Consider the following 18,225-nt stretch of genomic DNA (forward strand, 5'->3'; position numbering starts at 1 on the left):
ATTAGAGATGTATTTTGAAAATACTAACCTTGAAAATTTAACAGCTGATCAAGAACTTATTGTAAGCGTCATGAAAAAAAACGGTTTAGAATGTGATGGCGGCTGGGACTACGAACGTATGACATTTGATAAGCGTTTCGATACTCGTGAGGGACGTTATTACCTGCGTGTATTCTCATATGCTAAATCAGGTGATGTTGGTGCACACGATGCAATCCTAACATTAATGAAACCAGCACTTGGTAAGTACTACTATCCACACGGTGTTGAGTATGGTGATGATGAAGTTTATCCAGCTCATCTTGTAAAAAAATGTGAAGAAATCTTAAAAAAGGTTAAATTAGACTTACAAGATTTTGAAATTCGCGCTTAATTTTAGATAGTTATTTCACGGTGCATATATGTCGATTAAACATCGAAATCATTTTTATTTTTTTATCAGGTAACAGTAACGGCAATAGCATGCAGTGCAATAGCTAAACTGAAAAGACTGGTGGTCCAGTCTTTTTTATTTTGAGTAAAAATTTTATTTCTTCTCATACTAACTATATCTTTTACATGATGTAGGTGAGATAAATGTTACAATTTTTAAAAAGTCCTTTTTTTCGCCATCCGATAATCGTTATAGCGATTGGAATTGCAATTCTTTGGTTTATATCCCTGTCATTACCGATACTGCTTGCCTACGTAACTGCATTATTATTGGAACCTGTCATCATACGAATTAGTAAACGGTTCCGAAAAAAACGAAAAATAGTCGCATCCATTTTTTTTATGATCTTTTCAATTGTGACATTATTATTATGTATTCTCATCATATTTATAAGCTGGAAACAATTTTCAATATTTATCATTGATATTCCAGAGTACCTCAATCAACTCTCAGCAATATGGATTCAAATGCAATCCAAGCTCTCCAACTACACGCATCGTTTGCCCTTAGATCTTGTTATACAAATTCAACTTATGATAGCACAAGCTCTTTCTTCAATTGAGAAATATGCTCTTTCTTTAACAAATGTGAATGTTTGGTCATCTTTACTTACGTATATTACTTCTCGTTTGTTTGATATTTTTGTTTATTGGATTGTGTTATATATGTTTCTTTTAGAACTACCGAATATTAACCGTAAAATGTTAGCACCTATTTCGTTTCACTATCAACAAAAAATACTATTTATTGGACAGCGTGTGAAACTTGCTTTATTTGGTTTTATGAAAGCACAATTTTTTGTTGGTATTTGTATTTTAGCTATATCTTTTGGGACTTTTTATTTTCTTAAAACTCCATTCCCACTTGTTTTATCACTCTTGCTAGTCATTTTAGACTTCGTTCCTTTTTTAGACTCATTCATTTTGCTTCTTCCTTGGGCACTATACAAAGCCTTTACAGGTGATTATATTTTTGCTGTTATGCTAGTCGCATTAACAATCGCACTATTTTTAGTTCGACGTATGATTGAACCTAGAGTAATTGGAAATAAAGTTGGACTCTCCTCACTCACAACCTTTATTGCAATGTTTATCGGTTTTGAAGTGTTTGGATTTGTTGGTATTTTAATCGGTCCTTTACTCTTTGTTGTTGTCCTGTCCCTATTTAATCAAACATCTATAAAAAATCTCCCTCCTTCTCAAAAATAAAAGGAGGGAGATCTTTTTGATCAATTATGCTTCTGCACAATGACACCAGCTGAAAGAAGTTAAAAGCCTAAAATTGCTTTAATGACAGATGTTGTTTCACCTGGCTCAAATAAAACATAAAGTAACAAGTAAACAAGAACTCCGGTAATAGCTACGAAGAACCAAATAATACTCGTAATCGGTCCAATACGACGGTGAAGCTTAAGATTCGTTTTCAAACCAGAGATGATACTAACAATACCAAATACAGCTCCAGTTGTTGCAAGCGTAATATGGAAAATTAAGAAGAACGTATAATATGGTTTTAAATCTTCTCCGCCACCAAACGCTGTGTTACCAATAAAGATTGTACGTGAAGCATAAATAATAAAGAAGATAAGTGCTGCGACACCTGCTGCAAGCATTACTTTTTTATGTGCCTCCACTTTTCTTTTTATAATTAAGCCCCAACCAATAGCTACAAGTACAGCACTAATAACAATGAATGATGTACTTATAGTAGGCAAAATTTGTAATTCCATTGACAAAACCCCTTATACTTTAAAATCAATTCTGCCTCGGCATAATTGCGTCCCGAATCGGCTTTGTGCTTAGGCCTGCACAAGGGCCGACACGATGTCGGTCATTTCGGTAATGCCACAGGAGGTGGCGTTTTTACCGATGTAGGTCAGTTAGCCGTTATCGCATGGACGCGATGTTTTTTAGGCTAATATCCCCTAAGAACTCCTTTCCGATTCCGTGACATCCGCCGGAGGCTCTAGGCCAACACGATGTTGGTCACTCAGTCGTTACCACAGGACGTGGCGCTCTTAGACTGAGTTCCTCTTTTATACCGAAAGCGTAGCGACAGGTATTTGGACACCTGTTGAAAGAAGTTAAAAATTCTTTTTTTACAATTAATGTTGCTGCTGGCTTTCCCATTTCTTTTGATGCTCTTTTAAAGCATCTGCAGTAATTTTATCCGGATCCTTTTGTTCTGCACGATACCAATTAAGGAAAATCGCCCCTAGTAATACACCAAAAATAATCTCTTGTAAAATCTTCATTAAAACGCCGCCTAATTGCTGATCAGCAACAGATGTCATATTTGTAAAGAGCTCTGGTCCTGAAAGAGATAAACTAGATAGTGTGGCAACTGGCACACAAAGTTCCATTGCTTTTAGCCATGCTTCACCATTTGTATATGTTTCATACATAGCGTTTGGTGCAAAAATAATTAACGCACACGCAGGTGTAATTAATACCGCATTAGCAATGATATAGGCTAATTTATGCAAAGGCTTCATTTGTGATTGATTTGGCATCTTTTGAATCAAAGGCCAGTACATTAAGACAGCAGAAACAAATAATACAAATGTATATGTACCATGTAGAGTTTCGTTTAATTTAATGTAGTCTAGCACTGCAGGTAAGTGATAGAAAGAAAATAGACCAATAAACACAAATACTGCAGCGACGGGAAATGTAAGTACTTTAAATAAAGATCTAACAACTGGTGCTTCAATCGCAACTTTCCATACCCACCAAGGAATCCCCTTAATTAAGAAAATCGGTACAAGTAACAATAAAATAGCCATTTGCACCATATGCATTGTAAACATAATATGCGCCATTAAATCTATTGGAGATCCTTTAATAATATATATCGTTACCATCGCCAGTACAAAATAAATAGCCTCTCCTTTTTTCAAAGGCTCACTTACTTTAAAATCCTTGCGCCACTTTGTTGTGACTAGAAAATAGATGACTGTTATAAAAACAAGAACCCCTATTAAGTATGGGCTCCATAAAGCTTGGAAACCAAATATACTAAGTGGCATACAAAACGCACTCCTTTAACTTCAGTATCCCTATTATAGAACGCTTACACTTATTCTGCAATGAACGAAAGGTGAACAAATAACTATCCACAATTAATTACTCGAACAAGCTAGAGCATCTATTGAAAAAATGTTAAAAACTATAAATCACCACATGAAGAGTATCTTATTTCTCGTGGCTCATCAGCCATAGCGTGGGGTTGATTTCCGTTCCGACTGGGCGCTTTGTTGCTGTCGCTTCGCTTTCGCACAGAGCAGAGCTTCCTGGGGGCGTCCGATGAGCCGCTTCGCTTCGCTGCAGGGTCTCATCTGTGACGCTGATCCCCGAGGAGTCGCCCAGCCTCCACTCCAATCAACTTGTATAAAGCGAAAACTTTAATCAATGTATAAATACCCGCACAAAAATACATTTTATTTGTTTCTCTTTTTCATTATATTGGCAGAACAATTTGGCGTAGAGCCTTTACTCGAATATAGCCAAAAAGCTCATTCGCAAGTAGTGTAGGTTTCTCTATCCACCGCTAATTATTAGTCTTCACCAATAGAACTTTAAAAAGGGACAAAAAGAAAAGCACGTTCCTACAGTAAGTAGAGAACGTGCTTTTTTGGTGATTACCACCAAATAATTGTTAAAAATGCTAAGAAGAATGTAAATGCGATTAAAATACCCATCCACATGAAGAAGCCAATTACACCACCGAAGTGTGTTTTTTTGTCTTCTAAGTGCATGAAAGAGTAAAGTTGAAGAACAACTTGAACTCCAGCAAGCAATAAAATAAGCGGTAATATTAAGTATTTAGAAAAATCAGCTGCAACTACTGCGAATGCGATAAACGTAAAGAAGATCATAATCGCAAAGTTGATTACTTGTTTACGCATATGAACGGCATTATGATGACGATCATACTCGTATTGTGCCTGTGACTTAGCAACTATAGGTGTATCGTGTGATGACATATTATCCGATCACTCCCATCAAGTAAACTACTGTAAAGATGAATACCCAAACTACGTCGATAAAGTGCCAGTATAATGCAGCCACGAAGAATTTAGGTGCATTGTATAAGTTAAGACCACGCTTAGCATTACGAAGCATTAACGTAGCAATCCACACAAGACCTAATGTTACGTGGAAACCATGTGTACCAACTAATGAATAAAACGCAGTTGAGAATGCAGATTGGTCAAATGTAAAACCAAGACCTACATAATGATTGAATTCATAAATTTCAAGACCTAAGAATCCAAGACCTAAAAGTAATGTTATACCAAGCCAAGTTTGCATTGCCTTAAAGTTAAAGTTACGCATATGGTAAATGGCATAAACAGACGTTAGTGAAGATGTTAATAATAACATCGTCATAGCGAAAGCTAAAGGTAATTCAAATAAACTTTGTGTTGTGAACTCCATGCCAGCTGGCCCTTTGTTCTTAAGCGCTAAGTAAGTAGCGAATAAACTTGCGAAAAGTACAACTTCACAGGCAAGGAAAATCCAGAAACCAACAACTTTATTTTTCCCTTCCATCGTAGCTTGTTCAGGATGATCTGGCCAAGTATGAGGAGTAAATTTAGTATTGAAATCCATTATTTATTTCCTCCTTTGCCGTAAAGATGTTCTTCAATTTCAAGAATTTCTTCTTTGTGTAAGTGGAAGCCGTGATCGTCCTTAACAGAACGGAAAATCATAGCACCAAATGTAATTGCAAGACCAGCAATTAAAATATAAATTGACCATGGTTTATCTGCATCTGGATTGTAAAGAGCACCGAATGCTGCGATAAACATACCCATCGAAATAACAAATGGGATAGCTGAGTTGTTTGGCATATGAATATCACCGATTGGCTCAGCAAATGTAACTTCTTTATTACCTTCTTGCTTTTCAATCCACCAAGGATCTAAACCACGAACAAGAGGTGTTTGACGGAAGTTATAGAATGGGATTGGTTGTGGAATTGACCATTCTAAAGTACGTCCATCGCCCCATGGATCGCGACCTGCTGGTTTGCCTTTGATTGACATTAAGCAGTTGATTACCATTAAGATAACCCCTACACCCATCATTAATGCACCGATTGTAGAGATATAGTTGAACTGATCCCAACCTTGACCTTCCATGTAAGTGAATACGCGACGTGGCATACCCATTAAACCTAAGAAGTGTTGAACGAAGAACGTTAAATGGAATCCGATAAAGAATACCCAGAAAGTAATTTTACCAAGTGTTTCGTTTAACATACGGTTGAAGAAAATTGGCCAGTAGAAGTGCGCTGAACCAAATAACGCTGTTACGATACCACCAACGATTACGTAGTGGAAGTGAGCAACGATAAAGTAAGAATCGTGTAATTGGTAGTCAAGAGGTGCAGATGCTTGCATTACCCCTGTAACACCACCCGCAACGAATGACGGGATGAAACCAAGTGCATAAAGCATTGGTGTTGTAACTTTAATAGATCCGCCCCAAATAGTTAAGATCCAGTTGAATACTTTCATACCTGTTGGAACCGCAATCGCCATTGTTGCAACAGCAAAGATTGCGTTAGCTGTTGGCCCAAGACCAACTGTAAACATGTGGTGAGCCCAAACCATGAACCCTAAGAAACCGATTAAAATTGTTGCGAATACCATTGAAGAGTACCCGAACAAACGCTTACGAGAGAACGCTGGAATAATCTCAGAGAATAAACCGAACGCTGGTAAAACTAAGATATAAACTTCTGGGTGTCCGAAGATCCAGAATAAGTGTTCCCAAATAATTGTGTTACCACCCATTAAATGGTCAAAGAAGTTACCACCGAACATACGGTCAAATAACATCATTAATAAACCAATTGTTAATGGAGGGAATGCGAATAGGATTAATGCACTTGATACTAGAGAAGTCCAAGTGAATAATGGCATACGCATAAATGTCATACCTGGAGCACGCATTGTAATAATCGTAACGATAAAGTTAAGACCTGAAATTAACGTACCTGCACCTGATATTTGTAAACCAAGAACATAGAAGTCAATACCATGTCCAGGAGAATATAAAGATAATGATGCATAAGACGTCCAACCCGCATCAGGAGCGCCACCCATAAAGAATGATAGGTGAAGGAATACTGCACCTAGGAAGAATAACCAGAACCCTAAAGAGTTAAGGAACGGGAATGCTACGTCACGTGCACCAATTTGTAATGGTACAAGCATGTTCATAAATGCGAATAGTAATGGAGTCGCAGCTAGGAATAACATTGTTGTTCCGTGCATTGTTAATAATTCATTGAAAAAACCAGCTGATACGAAGTCGTTATTTGGTTTCATTAATTGAATACGCATTAATAACGCTTCAAAACCAGCGATAGCAAAGAACAGTGTACCGGCTAATAAATACATTACTGCTAACTTTTTATGGTCAACAGTTGTAATGTAGTCCCAGACAGTTGCTCCAAAGCCCTTTTTCTGTGTGTATGAGCTCACAACTTTTACCTCCCTCAAGTTTGTTACATAAAACTAAAATTATTTCTCTACAGATAAGCCCATGATATACGTTGCAAGAGCTTGAATTTCTTCATCAGTTAAGTCGCCATAAATTGGCGCAGTACCTTCTGGATTCATCATTAAGTTACCTGGTTTGAATTTGCCAGGATCTTGAATCCAATCTTTTAAGTTTTCTTCATTGTGTTCTAAGAAACCAGCAACACGGTTACGGTCACCAAAAGTAGTTAAGTTAGGACCTGGTGTGCCTGCACCACTTGTACCTGATACAGCATGACAACCCATACAGCTCTGAGCAAATGTTGCTTCCCCTAGATCTGTTGAAGCTTTGTCAGCCTTTTTCCCATCTGTTGCTTTCATTGAAGCTACCCATGTATCGAATGCATCTGGGCTTAATGCTTTAACTTTGAAGTCCATTAATGCATGTGAAGGACCACATAACTCAGCACATTTACCATAGAATACGCCGTCTTTAAGGTCTTTTGATTCTTTATCGAATTCTAGATAGAACTTGTTCAAGTTATCTACGTTCGTATCCATTTTACCGCCTACAGCAGGAATCCAGAATGAGTGCTTAACATCGGCAGCTTTTAAGTTAAAGTAAACTTTTTGACCTGTTGGTACTACTAATTCTTGTGCCGTTACAATACCTTGGTTAGGGTATTCAAACTCCCACCAATATAATTTCGCAGTTACATTTACTGTAAGTGCTGTTTTGTCACCGTTTTCATCTACTTCGTCCATCGCAGCAACATCTGCAAATTTGTAAGTAGCCGTAACAACTGGTACAGCTAAGATTAATAATAAAATAATTGGTATAACTGTCCAAATCACTTCAAGTGTGTGACTTCCTTCTACTTGCTTAGGAATAACATTTTCGCCAACTTTTGCGCGGCGGAATTTTAAGAATGCAAGTAAATAGACAACGGATACTACTACTACAACTAACGTCATAATTCCAGTAGCTAGCATTAATAGATTGAATTGTTCTTTACCTACTTGGCCAGACGGTTTCAGTGCAGAAATATAATCTTCACCACAACCAGAAAGGAAAACCATCATCACTGCTAGTAGTGAAAAAAGACGCCACTTTTTAAGGCCTTTCATCATAGCTTAATTAAACCCCTCTTTCTTTGTTGTATTTTCATGTGTACCTAGGACATCAGTTCTGTCTATATGAATTCTTTAAGAAAAGAAAGAATTCCTACATTTAGCTAAACAACGCAAAAATTATGATGGATACAAATAGTATGGTCATATGATTCAAAGAATAGATAAACATTTTATTTGCCCATTTCATATCATCTTTTGTCGTAAAGCCTTTAAAAGCTAGAATCAACCAGCCCAAGTTCAATGCAGTCGCAAGAATTAAGAAGCCAATCCCAAGCTCCGGTAAAAGGAAAGGTAACGGTAATAATAAAAGAATCCAGAATAACATTGAGTACTTAGTTCGTTTAAATCCCTTTACTACTGGTAGCATTGGTATATTAGCTGCACGATATTCCTCAGTACGTTTCATAGCAAGTGCATAAAAATGCGGTGGTTGCCATGCAAACATAATCAGGAATAAGGCAAGAGCTCCAGCACCTAATGTAGGCTCAACAGCTGCAAACCCAATAACTGGTGGGATTGCCCCCGAAATACTTCCTACAACCGTGTTACTAACATGCTTCCTCTTTGACCACATTGAGTACAGAACAACATAAGCAAATATTCCTACAAGTCCCCACATGCCGGCCGCAAACGATGCCGCAAATAACAAAATTTCACCTACAATTAAAAATGAGAGGGCAATGGTCAGTACAAAATTCGGCTTAAATCTACCCGTTACTGTCGGTCTTGCCTTCGTTCTTTTCATGATTGGGTCAATATCCTGATCAATAAAGTTATTCATTGCGCCCGAGCCACCTATAATCAATGCTGCACCCAGCATGGTGAACAATATGACATCAAGCTCTTGCAAGAAGTGTCTACTAGTAAATTGAAATGCCAGCCACATCCCTGTAAACGTTGTGACAAGATTCGAGTTAACAATTCCAATTTTTATCAGTGCTAAGAAATCTTTCACAACAGATGTTGATGCTGGTCCACCATTTCTAGTAGCCGTCAGTGCACGACCGTTTGACATGATACCTCTCCTTTCATTTTTGTAAGCATATTCCGCTACCAATTACTATAGCGAAATTTGCGATTGATTTCTAGACATTAAGTGAAATTTAGATGAAGTTGTAAAAATTAGCTTTGTCTAGAAATATAATAAAAACAACATATCTATAGTAAATCATTTTCCAAAATGAATTGTGAAGGATAGAGCACGAAATTATGAACAATTTGTGAAATGGAATCGACATCTAATACTCCCTACTCTTTACAAGTTGTTTTTTACCTGTATTTTCGATATCATCTATTAGCAGAAACATTACTTTCATGTAATGTTCATAGATAAAGTAGGTGACTCATTTTATGCAACACAACAAGTATATGAAATGGTTTGCTGTTGCCGCTACAGTTGGAATGCTCCTTATTTTATTAGGTGGAGCACTTGTTACCAAAACAGATAGTGGCTTAGGCTGTGGTCGAAATTGGCCTGATTGTAATGGTTCTCTTATTCCAAAAGATATAACACCAGAAGTCTTAATTGAATTTTCTCATCGTCTTGTAACTGGCGTTGTATCTATTTCGATTCTTGCGTTAACAGTTTGGACATGGCGTAAACTCGGTCATATTCGAGAAGTAAAATTATTAGGTTTCTTAGCGATGTTTTTCTTAATCGCACAAGCTCTTATTGGAGCAGCTCAAGTGTTGTGGGGACAAGGCGATTTCATATTAGCGCTCCACTTTGGGATATCTCTTATTTCCTTTGCTGCTGTGCTCCTTCTTTCTATGATTGTATTTGAAGTCGATCGGAAATTTGATGCCGATAACGTATTTATTGGTAAAAAGTTACGTTGGCATACAATTGCTGTCACAATTTATTCTTATTTAGTCGTTTATACAGGGGCGCTTGTTCGCCATACAGATTCTAGCTTAATATGTCCTGACTGGCCATTTTGCTATAACGAAACACCATTCGCACCTTTTAATAATATGTACGAATGGGTGCAAATGGGGCATCGCCTAGCAGTTCTTACCTTTTTCATTTGGATTGCATACATAACTTGGCACGTTGTAAAAGAATATAAAAATCAACGCGTTATTTACTATGGCTGGATTATTGCCTTTACTATAGTAATTTTACAAATGATCGCAGGTATGTTAGTAGTCCTAACTAAATTGAATTTAACAGTCGCATTACTTCATTCATTATTCATTTCAATTCTATTTGGTCTACTTTGTTACATGATAATGCTAGTTGCACGTAGCAATTATAATGAAAAAAGCAAATAATAGTAGAAAAAGATTCGCTACATTTTTCAGTAGTGAATCTTTTTTATTTCGGCAATCACTTCTACCATTTATGTGTAAAAAAATCAATAAGTTTATTATTACAATATAGCAAATTTTGGCGTATTATCTCTACAAAAACATTTGTAGCTGACGCTTTGCTTTCGCTACACAAAACAAACATTTGCTGAATAAAGATAAAAAGGTTATTAGTATGCTGTAAAAGCCATCTAATAACCTTCTTTATTATCAATTATTCAATTTCAATTAACAAATCACCTGTTGAAATAGCATCGCCCGCATGAGCGTGCACTTCTTTCACGATACCGTCTTTCGGCGCTTGGACGGTTGTTTCCATTTTCATCGCTTCGGTAATTAATAAGTGATCCCCACGTTTTACATGGCTTCCTTTCGATACGACTACTTTTAAGACCGTTCCAGGCATCGTTGCGCCAATTTGATTTGGATTGCTTGGGTCTGCTTTTAATGCCAGACTGCCATCTACTTCGACAGTCATATCTTGAATCACTAGTTCACGAGATTGACCGTTCAGCTCAAAGTATATAACACGCGTACCATCGTGCTGCGGTTCTCCAATAGAAACAAGTTTAATGATTAGTGTTTTTCCTTTTTCAATCTCGACTTCGATTTCTTCGCCTAGTTTTAACCCGTAAAGGAATGTTGGCGTATCTAATACCGAAATATTCCCGAAGGAGTTCACTGTTTTTGCATACTCTTCAAACACTTTAGGATACAAAGCAAATGCTAGCACATCCTGCTTTGTCACGGGACGATTTAATTTTCCCTCTAGTATCGCTTCTAATTGCTCAAAATTCACAGGCTCTAATAGCTCGCCAGGACGTACCGTAATTGCTTCACGATCCTTTAACACAACCTTTTGAAGTGCCTCTGGGAAGCCACCATGTGGTTGTCCTAAATAACCTTGGAAGAATTCAATCACAGAATCCGGGAAATCGATTGTTTGCCCTCTTGTCAGGACAGAGTTTTCATCTAAATCATTTTGCACCATAAATAACGCCATATCACCGACTACTTTCGAAGATGGGGTTACTTTGACAATATCGCCAAAAAGAAGGTTTACGCGGGAATACATACGCTTCACTTCTTCCCATCGATCTCCAAGGCCTACTGCTTTGGCTTGCTGTTGCAAGTTACTGTACTGACCACCTGGCATTTCATGGACATAAATTTCAGAATGCGGGCTAATCATGCCGCTTTCAAAATCCTTATAATATTTACGCACATCTTCCCAGTAGTACGATAATTTTTCAAGCGCATCGATATCAGCACGAACCTCGCGCTTACCGCCCTTCATTGCATAATACAAGGAGTTTGCACTTGGCTGTGATGTTAAACCTGCCATTGAACCGAGTGCCGTATCAATGATATCTACCCCCGCTTCGATCGCCTTGGCATATAAATAAATACCATTGCCACTTGTATCATGCGTATGCAGATGGATTGGCAGACTTGTTGTCTCTTTCAACTCTGAAATTAAACGATAGGCTGCTTCTGGCTTCAATAATCCAGCCATATCTTTTATCGCTAAAATATGGGCACCTGCTGCCTCTAACTCTTTTGCCATTTCCTTGTAGTATTGAACTGAATATTTCGCTCTTGATTCATCAAAAATATCTCCTGTGTAACAAATCGCAGCTTCAGCAATTTTACCTGATTGACGTGCTGCATCAATGGCTACTTCCATTCCTTTAATCCAGTTCAAGCTATCGAAAATGCGGAATACATCAATGCCTGATGCCGCTGATTCAGCGATAAACTCACGAATTAAATTGTCTGGGTAATTTGTGTAGCCAACTGCATTCGCACCACGCAATAACATTTGGAATAGTACATTCGGTACTTGTTCACGTAGCTTAGCAAGTCGCTCCCACGGATCTTCTTTTAAGAAACGGTACGCCACATCAAACGTTGCGCCACCCCACATTTCAAGTGAGAAGAAATCATGCATCATGCGCGCTGTTGCATCTGCAACTTCGAACATATCCTGTGAACGCACACGTGTTGCAAGAAGTGATTGGTGTGCATCTCGGAAAGTTGTATCCGTTAATAGCACATCCTCTTGCTCCAAAATCCATTTCACAAGCCCGTCTGCTCCTTGGGCATCTAAAATTTGCTTTGTCCCTGCCGGAGGAACGATTAATTTATCGACTTTTGGGATGCTCGGCTGTACAAAAATTGGCTTCGATTTCTTTTCTACACTAGGGAAGCCATTTAGCGTTACATTGCCAATATAGCTTAAGAGCTTTGTCCCACGGTCCTTACGCTCAGGGAAATTAAATAGTTCAGGTGTTGAATCGATAAAGCTTGTATCAAATGCACCCGTTAAAAATTTCTCGTGCGTTACGACATTATTTAAAAATGGAATATTCGTTTTAACCCCACGAATACGGAACTCTTTTAAGTTTCGGTCCATTTTTGCTGCCGCTTCTTTAAATGTCATCCCTGTCGTTGAAATTTTAACTAGTAGCGAATCATAGTACGGCGTTACTACTGCTCCTTGGAAGCCATTGCCGGCATCTAATCGGACGCCAAAACCACCGCTTGAACGATACACCATAAGCTTCCCTGTATCAGGCATAAAATCATTAGCTGGATCTTCCGTTGTGACACGCGCTTGAATCGCATAGCCGATCATTGGAATATCTGCCTGTTGTGGAATATGGATTTCCTCACTATGCAGACCGTACCCTGCTGCCACTTTAATTTGGGCGTGCACAATATCGACACCCGTAATCATTTCAGTAATCGTATGCTCTACTTGAATACGAGGGTTGACCTCGATGAAATAAAACTCATCGCCTGCAACTAAAAATTCTACTGTCCCTGCATTTATGTATGAGACATTTTTCATTAATTGAACCGCAGCATCGCAAATTCGGTTTCTTAAATCTTCCGAAATTGAATTAGATGGTGCGATCTCAACAACCTTTTGATGTCGACGTTGAATCGAGCAATCACGTTCATATAAATGAATGATATTGCCCTGTTGATCGCCAATAATTTGGACTTCAATATGCTTTGGCTTAATAATAGCCTTTTCTACATACACCTCATCAGAGCCAAATGCTGCTTTCGCCTCTGATTTTGCACGTTCATAGGAGGACGCTAACTCCTCTGCTGTATGAACAAGGCGCATTCCACGACCACCGCCGCCTAGTGCTGCCTTAATCATAATTGGATAGTCATATGCGCTAGCAAAAGATTCTACCTCTGCTAAATTAGCTACTGGACCATCTGTACCTGGAATAACAGGAATTCCTGCAGCAATTGCTTGTTCACGCGCCTTCACCTTATCCCCAAACATATCTAAATGCTGGGAAGTCGGTCCAATGAAAACAATCCCCTCTTCTTCACATCGACGTGCAAATTCTACGTTTTCTGATAAAAAGCCATAACCTGGATGAATCGCATCAACATTAGCATCTTTCGCGATCGTAATAATGCCTTCAATATCTAAATAAGCATCAATTGGTTTCTTGCCAGCTCCTACTAAATAGGCTTCATCTGCTTTAAAACGATGGAATGCCCCACTGTCCTCCCGCGAATAAATGGCTACAGTTTGGATATTCAACTCTGTACATGCACGGAAAATACGAATTGCAATTTCTCCTCGATTGGCTACGAGAATTTTGTTGATTGATTCCATTGATATCCCCCTTTATGATTGTGTCTTTCTCCTTTCTACCTTTTCAAACATAGAAATATTGATTAATATTCCCATCGCTAAAGATAGAATAATTATAGATGTCCCACCATAGCTAATAAAAGGTAGCGTGACACCGGTTAACGGGATTAACCCAGTTACACCCCCGAGATTGATAAACGTTTGCCAGCCAATCCAGCTCGCAATACCAGCCGTAATCATACGTGCTAGCGGATCTTTCGTGCGCAACGCAATCGAAAATCCTTTATATACAATAAACCCTAAACCACCTAAAACGATAAGAACTCCCCAAATTCCTAGTTCCTCCATAATAATTGCCATAATAAAATCGGTTTGTGGTTCAGGCAAATACCCCAATTTTTGAATCGATTGACCGAGACCTCTTCCTTCTAAACCGCCTCCGCCAATGGCATAATAACTATTGACAACTTGATGACCACTACCAGTCTCATACTCAAACGGGTTAACGAAGGATTTAAGACGTCCCAAACGGTTTGTCGTTAACATATTTCCTTTAAACAGCATTAGTATACCAAAGATGACTCCTCCAAACGCGCCCAACACTCCAAAAAACTTCCAAAATGTTTTAAATGGAATACCACTCGCTGCTACAACACAAACAGCAATTCCACATAGAATAATACTTGCTCCCAAGTCGGTTTCAAATGCTACACCAGCAACAACAAGAATCCAGAGGAATATAGGATAAAATATTTCAGTTGGTTGTAGCTTCTCAAGCGTATATTTTTGTCCTTTCCGATAAAAAGCTGCTGCAAAATATAAAATTATAAATAGCTTCGCATATTCAGAAGGTTGAAAATTACCAAAACCCGGGACATGTATCCAACTTTTAGAACCTATCCCTTCCGTATCACCGTTACCAGCAACTTTTACCCAAGTAAATAGAACAACTAGCACAGCCGTAAGTAACAACATAACATTTTTATTCGCATAATGTTTATACGGGAAAAATGCAGCTACTAAAAATCCAAGAAAAGCTACAATTAAATTGATTACTTGCTTGTGATAATAGAAATCTGGAGCTTCTCCTTTTTGTGCAATCGCCACCATCATACTGGAGCTATAAATCATTACTAAACCAAATAAGCTTAATAATAGAACAGTAAAAAACAACGGATAATCAAAATTTTGTGCATAACGTTTTAAGTATTGTTTCATCGGAAAACCTCATTCTAGAAAAAAAACTCAAATCGCAAATGCGTTTGAGTTTTTTCTTTTTATTTGTCTGTATACGCGTCATGTAGTACAGAAAGTTCTTTCTCGAGTGAATCGAGAATTTCTTTGCCTTTTTCGCGTTCAATGAGTCCAAGCTTCACAGCAAATTCAATTTCACGTGAAAGGCCGAACATTTGTGTATCTAATACTTCTTCATATAGAGGGCATTGTGGCATTGTTAAATGATCCATTTGTACTCGAATGAGGCGAGCAATTTTATCTGCATCAGCAACTAAAAGCTCCAAAGCCTTCTCTTGAAAGGAAGTTTGTGATTTAGTATCCATGAGGACGCCCCCATTATCTGATATTTCTTCGATTCTATCTTAATAAAGTTTATCTTTTAGTCGTAAAAAATGCAAGTGTCTACATTGGAAAATAGAGAAATCGAATTATATTTCTTTATTATCTCTAGTCATTAGCGTTATACTATTTCATGGATATACAAGATTTAAGGAGGATTTCTATAATGGAGACAATAATTCCTATTAAGGGCGCAGTTACATTCCAATTAACATTAGATCCCACTGTTTGGATTTTCGATGATCGTAAATTAGATTTAAAAACGTACTTCGACACAAAAGAAGTTGAAGAAGATTCGGATATTAAATATATGCGTGAGGTAGGTGCTCACTGGTCACGTGAGATTATGGAAGGAGCTACTTTCCCACCAACATTGAAATCAGAACGAAAATTCGACCGCAAAGGGATGGAAACAGGCACTTTCGGAATCGAATTAAGTCACTTCTTGAAAAATGCTGATATTAAACCTGAAGCAACAACAATCGTCATTGAATGTGAAGATAGCAAAGAATATCCATTTACAATCGAAGAAGCTTATACATTAATTTTAAAATATAGCCAAGATGGGAAGCCATTAATGGAAGATGGTCCTGTTCATGTGCTATTTAGAGACGGTTCAAATGTAGACAACCCTATCAAAAATGTATTAGCTATTCGTGCTAAGTAGGAGGGAATGCAATGCGCGTAAAGTGCGTTATTTGCGATACAATTAACAATTTAGATGATAATTTACCGTTAGCAAAAAAATTACGCAATCGACCAATTAATACGTATATGTGTGAAACATGTCATGACCGTATTGAAGATAATACCGTCGCACGCATTGAAACCGGAAATTTCCGTTTTTATCGTACTTCACCACAGATGGATAAAGAGTTTTAACTGGTCAGCCGAAGGAGGTGACTCATTATTTGAGACACCTCCTTTATCGTTCAGGCTACTCACCAAGATTTATCGGAACAAAATCTCATTTTATCGGAACAATTTTAGCTTTTATCGGAATAATATCTCGTTTTATCGGAACAATTTCAGTTTTTATCGGAATATTATCAACATGAAGGAGGTGACTCATTATTGAGACACCTCCTTTAACCATCTATCCATTATTTTTTATAATCGCCTTCTCAATCAACTCGACAACCTGATACATAATCGTCGCAAAAAAGGCGATGATGAGAAGTGACATAAGCACAAGATTAAAATTAAACACTTGGAAGCCATAAATAATTAAATAACCAAGCCCTTTTGAGGCAACTAAAAATTCACCAACTATAACACCTACCCAAGACAGTCCTACATTTACTTTCAAAGTAGAAATAATCGTTGGGAAGGAAGCAGGTAAAATAACTTCTTTAAATATTTGCCACCGGGTCGCCCCAAAAGTTTGTAACACTTTGCTGTAGTTAGGATCAACCCCTTTAAAAGCCGTATAAACTACGATGGTTGTAATAATGATTGAAATCAACGCACCCATTGCAATAATCGAAAAATAACCTGGACCAAGGGCGACTATTAAAATAGGGCCTAAAGCAACTTTAGGCATAGCGTTTAAAATAACTAAATATGGATCAAGTACCTTTGATAGCATCGATGACCACCACAATACGGTTGCTATTAATGTACCCAGTAGTGTTCCGACAATAAAACCAATAATCGTTTCCATTAAAGTAACGCCAACGTGAAGTGTTAACGTACCATCACTCACTTTTTCTACTAATGTACGCCATACATGCGTCGGCGAACTAAAAATTAAACGGTCAATCCATCCAAATCTTGAAAGAAGCTCCCATCCACCGAAAAATACAAGTAAGATGATAAGCTGATATAAACGAACATAGCGCTTTTCTTTTTTTAGCATTTGCTGATACTGTTTAAACATTGTATTATCCAAGACTCTCCAGCTCCTTCCAAATAATTTGGAATATATCTGAATATGCTGGATGCTGTCGAACATCAAAAGGTGAAAGCTCTTGCAACTCTGAAGGTATATCAAATACTTTATGCAATGTACCTGGATTTGCAGAAAATAGAAATACGCGTTCACTCATCGCAATGGCTTCACCAATATCATGTGTCACCAGAATTGCCGTTTTTTGATAGGCCTTTAACGTTTCAACAACCAAATCCTCCAGTTTTAATTTAGACTGATAATCAAGTGCTGAAAACGGTTCATCTAGCAATAAAATTTTAGGATCCACCGCTAACGTTCTTGCAAGTGCTACTCGTTGACGCATGCCACCCGATAACTCTCTCGGATAATTGTTCCCTACATGCGGTAAACCAATTTCTTGCAAAAGTGCATTTGCAGTTACTTTATGCGTTTTATTGCTTCGCTCCATGATTTTCAAACCGATCGTGACATTTTCTTCGATGGTTTTCCAAGGAAACAAATAATCTTGCTGAAGCATGTAGCCAATGAGAGATTGATTGTGTGTTGAAATTTCCTCACCATCGATGTATACTTTGCCCTCTGTAGACGAAAATAAGCCCGCAATAATTGATAATAACGTTGTTTTCCCACATCCACTCGGTCCTATAAAAGAAACAAACTCACCTTTTCGAATATCTAAATTAATATCACGTAAAACTTCCTTTGCCTGCGTTTTCGAAAAATAACTATGGTGAATATTTTCTACTTTTAAAAATTCCATC

Annotated in this window: 17 protein-coding genes; 5 read left to right on the forward strand and 12 right to left on the reverse strand. The window is 37.8% G+C overall.

From position 1 onward, the window contains the following. Positions 1-7: 7 nt before the first annotated feature. Positions 8-373, forward strand: coding sequence for a YugN family protein (locus tag ACFTQ7_RS01230; protein WP_349658949.1), 366 nt, complete (start codon positions 8-10; stop codon positions 371-373). Between the two features lie 203 nt (positions 374-576). Next, positions 577-1,641 carry a sporulation integral membrane protein YtvI gene (gene ytvI / locus ACFTQ7_RS01235; protein WP_349658950.1) on the forward strand — a complete coding sequence of 355 codons (1,065 nt, stop codon included), beginning with the start codon at positions 577-579 and terminating at the stop codon, positions 1,639-1,641. A 59-nt stretch (positions 1,642-1,700) separates the two neighbouring features. On the opposite strand, the gene ACFTQ7_RS01240 is transcribed toward ytvI, so the two are convergent. The 7 genes from ACFTQ7_RS01240 to cyoE all read right to left on the reverse strand — a co-directional run bounded on the left by ACFTQ7_RS01240 (position 1,701) and on the right by cyoE (position 9,075). Beyond that, on the reverse strand, positions 1,701-2,162 hold the full coding sequence (locus ACFTQ7_RS01240) for a DUF420 domain-containing protein (protein WP_349658951.1): 462 nt from the start codon (positions 2,160-2,162) through the stop codon (positions 1,701-1,703). Between the two features lie 375 nt (positions 2,163-2,537). Continuing rightward, the gene (gene ctaG, locus ACFTQ7_RS01245) at positions 2,538-3,461 is read right to left on the reverse strand and encodes a cytochrome c oxidase assembly factor CtaG (protein ID WP_386826898.1); all 924 of its coding nucleotides are present in this window, start codon (positions 3,459-3,461) and stop codon (positions 2,538-2,540) included. Between the two features lie 612 nt (positions 3,462-4,073). Next, complete coding sequence (locus ACFTQ7_RS01250) at positions 4,074-4,418, reverse strand: cytochrome C oxidase subunit IV family protein (RefSeq protein WP_197141722.1); 345 nt, start codon at positions 4,416-4,418, stop codon at positions 4,074-4,076. 1 nt (position 4,419) lies between these two features. Continuing rightward, positions 4,420-5,046, reverse strand: a complete 627-nt coding sequence (locus ACFTQ7_RS01255) for a cytochrome c oxidase subunit 3 (RefSeq protein WP_197141720.1) — start codon at positions 5,044-5,046, stop codon at positions 4,420-4,422. Continuing rightward, positions 5,046-6,929 (reverse strand): cytochrome c oxidase subunit I, encoded by a 1,884-nt coding sequence (gene ctaD, locus ACFTQ7_RS01260; protein ID WP_197141718.1) that lies wholly within the window; start codon positions 6,927-6,929, stop codon positions 5,046-5,048. Before ctaD ends, ACFTQ7_RS01255 begins: the two co-directional genes overlap by 1 nt. A gap of 39 nt (positions 6,930-6,968) precedes the next feature. Beyond that, positions 6,969-8,057: a cytochrome c oxidase subunit II gene (gene coxB, locus ACFTQ7_RS01265; protein ID WP_386826899.1), complete on the reverse strand. Its 1,089-nt coding sequence runs from the start codon at positions 8,055-8,057 to the stop codon at positions 6,969-6,971. 100 nt (positions 8,058-8,157) lie between these two features. After that, positions 8,158-9,075: a heme o synthase gene (gene cyoE, locus ACFTQ7_RS01270; protein ID WP_079559734.1), complete on the reverse strand. Its 918-nt coding sequence runs from the start codon at positions 9,073-9,075 to the stop codon at positions 8,158-8,160. Between the two features lie 335 nt (positions 9,076-9,410). Between cyoE and ACFTQ7_RS01275 the strand changes: the two genes are divergently transcribed. After that, positions 9,411-10,334 (forward strand): COX15/CtaA family protein, encoded by a 924-nt coding sequence (locus ACFTQ7_RS01275; protein WP_386826900.1) that lies wholly within the window; start codon positions 9,411-9,413, stop codon positions 10,332-10,334. A 250-nt stretch (positions 10,335-10,584) separates the two neighbouring features. Here the strand turns inward: ACFTQ7_RS01275 and pyc are convergent, their stop codons facing one another. From pyc to ACFTQ7_RS01290, 3 genes are read right to left on the reverse strand one after another with little or no spacing between them, the layout of a single operon-like run. Next, positions 10,585-14,019, reverse strand: a complete 3,435-nt coding sequence (gene pyc, locus ACFTQ7_RS01280; RefSeq protein WP_386826901.1) for a pyruvate carboxylase — start codon at positions 14,017-14,019, stop codon at positions 10,585-10,587. Positions 14,020-14,031: 12 nt separating this feature from the next. Then, entirely contained in the window at positions 14,032-15,216 is a 1,185-nt protein-coding gene (locus ACFTQ7_RS01285; RefSeq protein ID WP_386826902.1) for an FtsW/RodA/SpoVE family cell cycle protein, read from the reverse strand. 59 nt (positions 15,217-15,275) lie between these two features. Continuing rightward, a complete protein-coding gene (locus tag ACFTQ7_RS01290; RefSeq protein ID WP_079559730.1) occupies positions 15,276-15,557 on the reverse strand; it encodes an Fpa/YlaN family protein in 282 nt (93 codons plus the stop codon). A gap of 182 nt (positions 15,558-15,739) precedes the next feature. Between ACFTQ7_RS01290 and ACFTQ7_RS01295 the strand changes: the two genes are divergently transcribed. After that, a complete protein-coding gene (locus ACFTQ7_RS01295; RefSeq protein WP_386826903.1) occupies positions 15,740-16,240 on the forward strand; it encodes a molybdopterin-binding protein in 501 nt (166 codons plus the stop codon). Positions 16,241-16,251: 11 nt separating this feature from the next. Beyond that, positions 16,252-16,455, forward strand: coding sequence for a YlaI family protein (locus tag ACFTQ7_RS01300; protein ID WP_349658959.1), 204 nt, complete (start codon positions 16,252-16,254; stop codon positions 16,453-16,455). Between the two features lie 214 nt (positions 16,456-16,669). Here the strand turns inward: ACFTQ7_RS01300 and ACFTQ7_RS01305 are convergent, their stop codons facing one another. Both ACFTQ7_RS01305 and ACFTQ7_RS01310 read right to left on the reverse strand, forming a co-directional pair. Further along, positions 16,670-17,464, reverse strand: a complete 795-nt coding sequence (locus ACFTQ7_RS01305) for an ABC transporter permease (protein WP_386826904.1) — start codon at positions 17,462-17,464, stop codon at positions 16,670-16,672. Next, positions 17,457-18,224 (reverse strand): ABC transporter ATP-binding protein, encoded by a 768-nt coding sequence (locus ACFTQ7_RS01310; RefSeq protein WP_349658961.1) that lies wholly within the window; start codon positions 18,222-18,224, stop codon positions 17,457-17,459. The genes ACFTQ7_RS01305 and ACFTQ7_RS01310 overlap by 8 nt, the downstream gene beginning before the upstream one ends. Between the last annotated feature and the right edge of the window lies 1 nt (position 18,225).

The sequence above is a fragment of the Lysinibacillus sp. NPDC056959 genome, from assembly GCF_042674095.1.
GTDB classification, from domain to species: domain Bacteria; phylum Bacillota; class Bacilli; order Bacillales_A; family Planococcaceae; genus Lysinibacillus; species Lysinibacillus zambalensis.

Coding starts and splice junctions, on each gene's coding strand:
- ACFTQ7_RS01230 (WP_349658949.1), top strand. CDS start 8: ATGTATTTTGAAAATACTAACCTTGAAAATTTAACAGCTGATCAAGAA.
- ytvI (WP_349658950.1), top strand. CDS start 577: ATGTTACAATTTTTAAAAAGTCCTTTTTTTCGCCATCCGATAATCGTT.
- ACFTQ7_RS01240 (WP_349658951.1), bottom strand. CDS start 2,162: ATGGAATTACAAATTTTGCCTACTATAAGTACATCATTCATTGTTATT.
- ctaG (WP_386826898.1), bottom strand. CDS start 3,461: ATGCCACTTAGTATATTTGGTTTCCAAGCTTTATGGAGCCCATACTTA.
- ACFTQ7_RS01250 (WP_197141722.1), bottom strand. CDS start 4,418: ATGTCATCACACGATACACCTATAGTTGCTAAGTCACAGGCACAATAC.
- ACFTQ7_RS01255 (WP_197141720.1), bottom strand. CDS start 5,046: ATGGATTTCAATACTAAATTTACTCCTCATACTTGGCCAGATCATCCT.
- coxB (WP_386826899.1), bottom strand. CDS start 8,057: ATGATGAAAGGCCTTAAAAAGTGGCGTCTTTTTTCACTACTAGCAGTG.
- cyoE (WP_079559734.1), bottom strand. CDS start 9,075: ATGTCAAACGGTCGTGCACTGACGGCTACTAGAAATGGTGGACCAGCA.
- ACFTQ7_RS01275 (WP_386826900.1), top strand. CDS start 9,411: ATGCAACACAACAAGTATATGAAATGGTTTGCTGTTGCCGCTACAGTT.
- pyc (WP_386826901.1), bottom strand. CDS start 14,019: ATGGAATCAATCAACAAAATTCTCGTAGCCAATCGAGGAGAAATTGCA.
- ACFTQ7_RS01285 (WP_386826902.1), bottom strand. CDS start 15,216: ATGAAACAATACTTAAAACGTTATGCACAAAATTTTGATTATCCGTTG.
- ACFTQ7_RS01290 (WP_079559730.1), bottom strand. CDS start 15,557: ATGGATACTAAATCACAAACTTCCTTTCAAGAGAAGGCTTTGGAGCTT.
- ACFTQ7_RS01295 (WP_386826903.1), top strand. CDS start 15,740: ATGGAGACAATAATTCCTATTAAGGGCGCAGTTACATTCCAATTAACA.
- ACFTQ7_RS01300 (WP_349658959.1), top strand. CDS start 16,252: ATGCGCGTAAAGTGCGTTATTTGCGATACAATTAACAATTTAGATGAT.
- ACFTQ7_RS01310 (WP_349658961.1), bottom strand. CDS start 18,224: ATGGAATTTTTAAAAGTAGAAAATATTCACCATAGTTATTTTTCGAAA.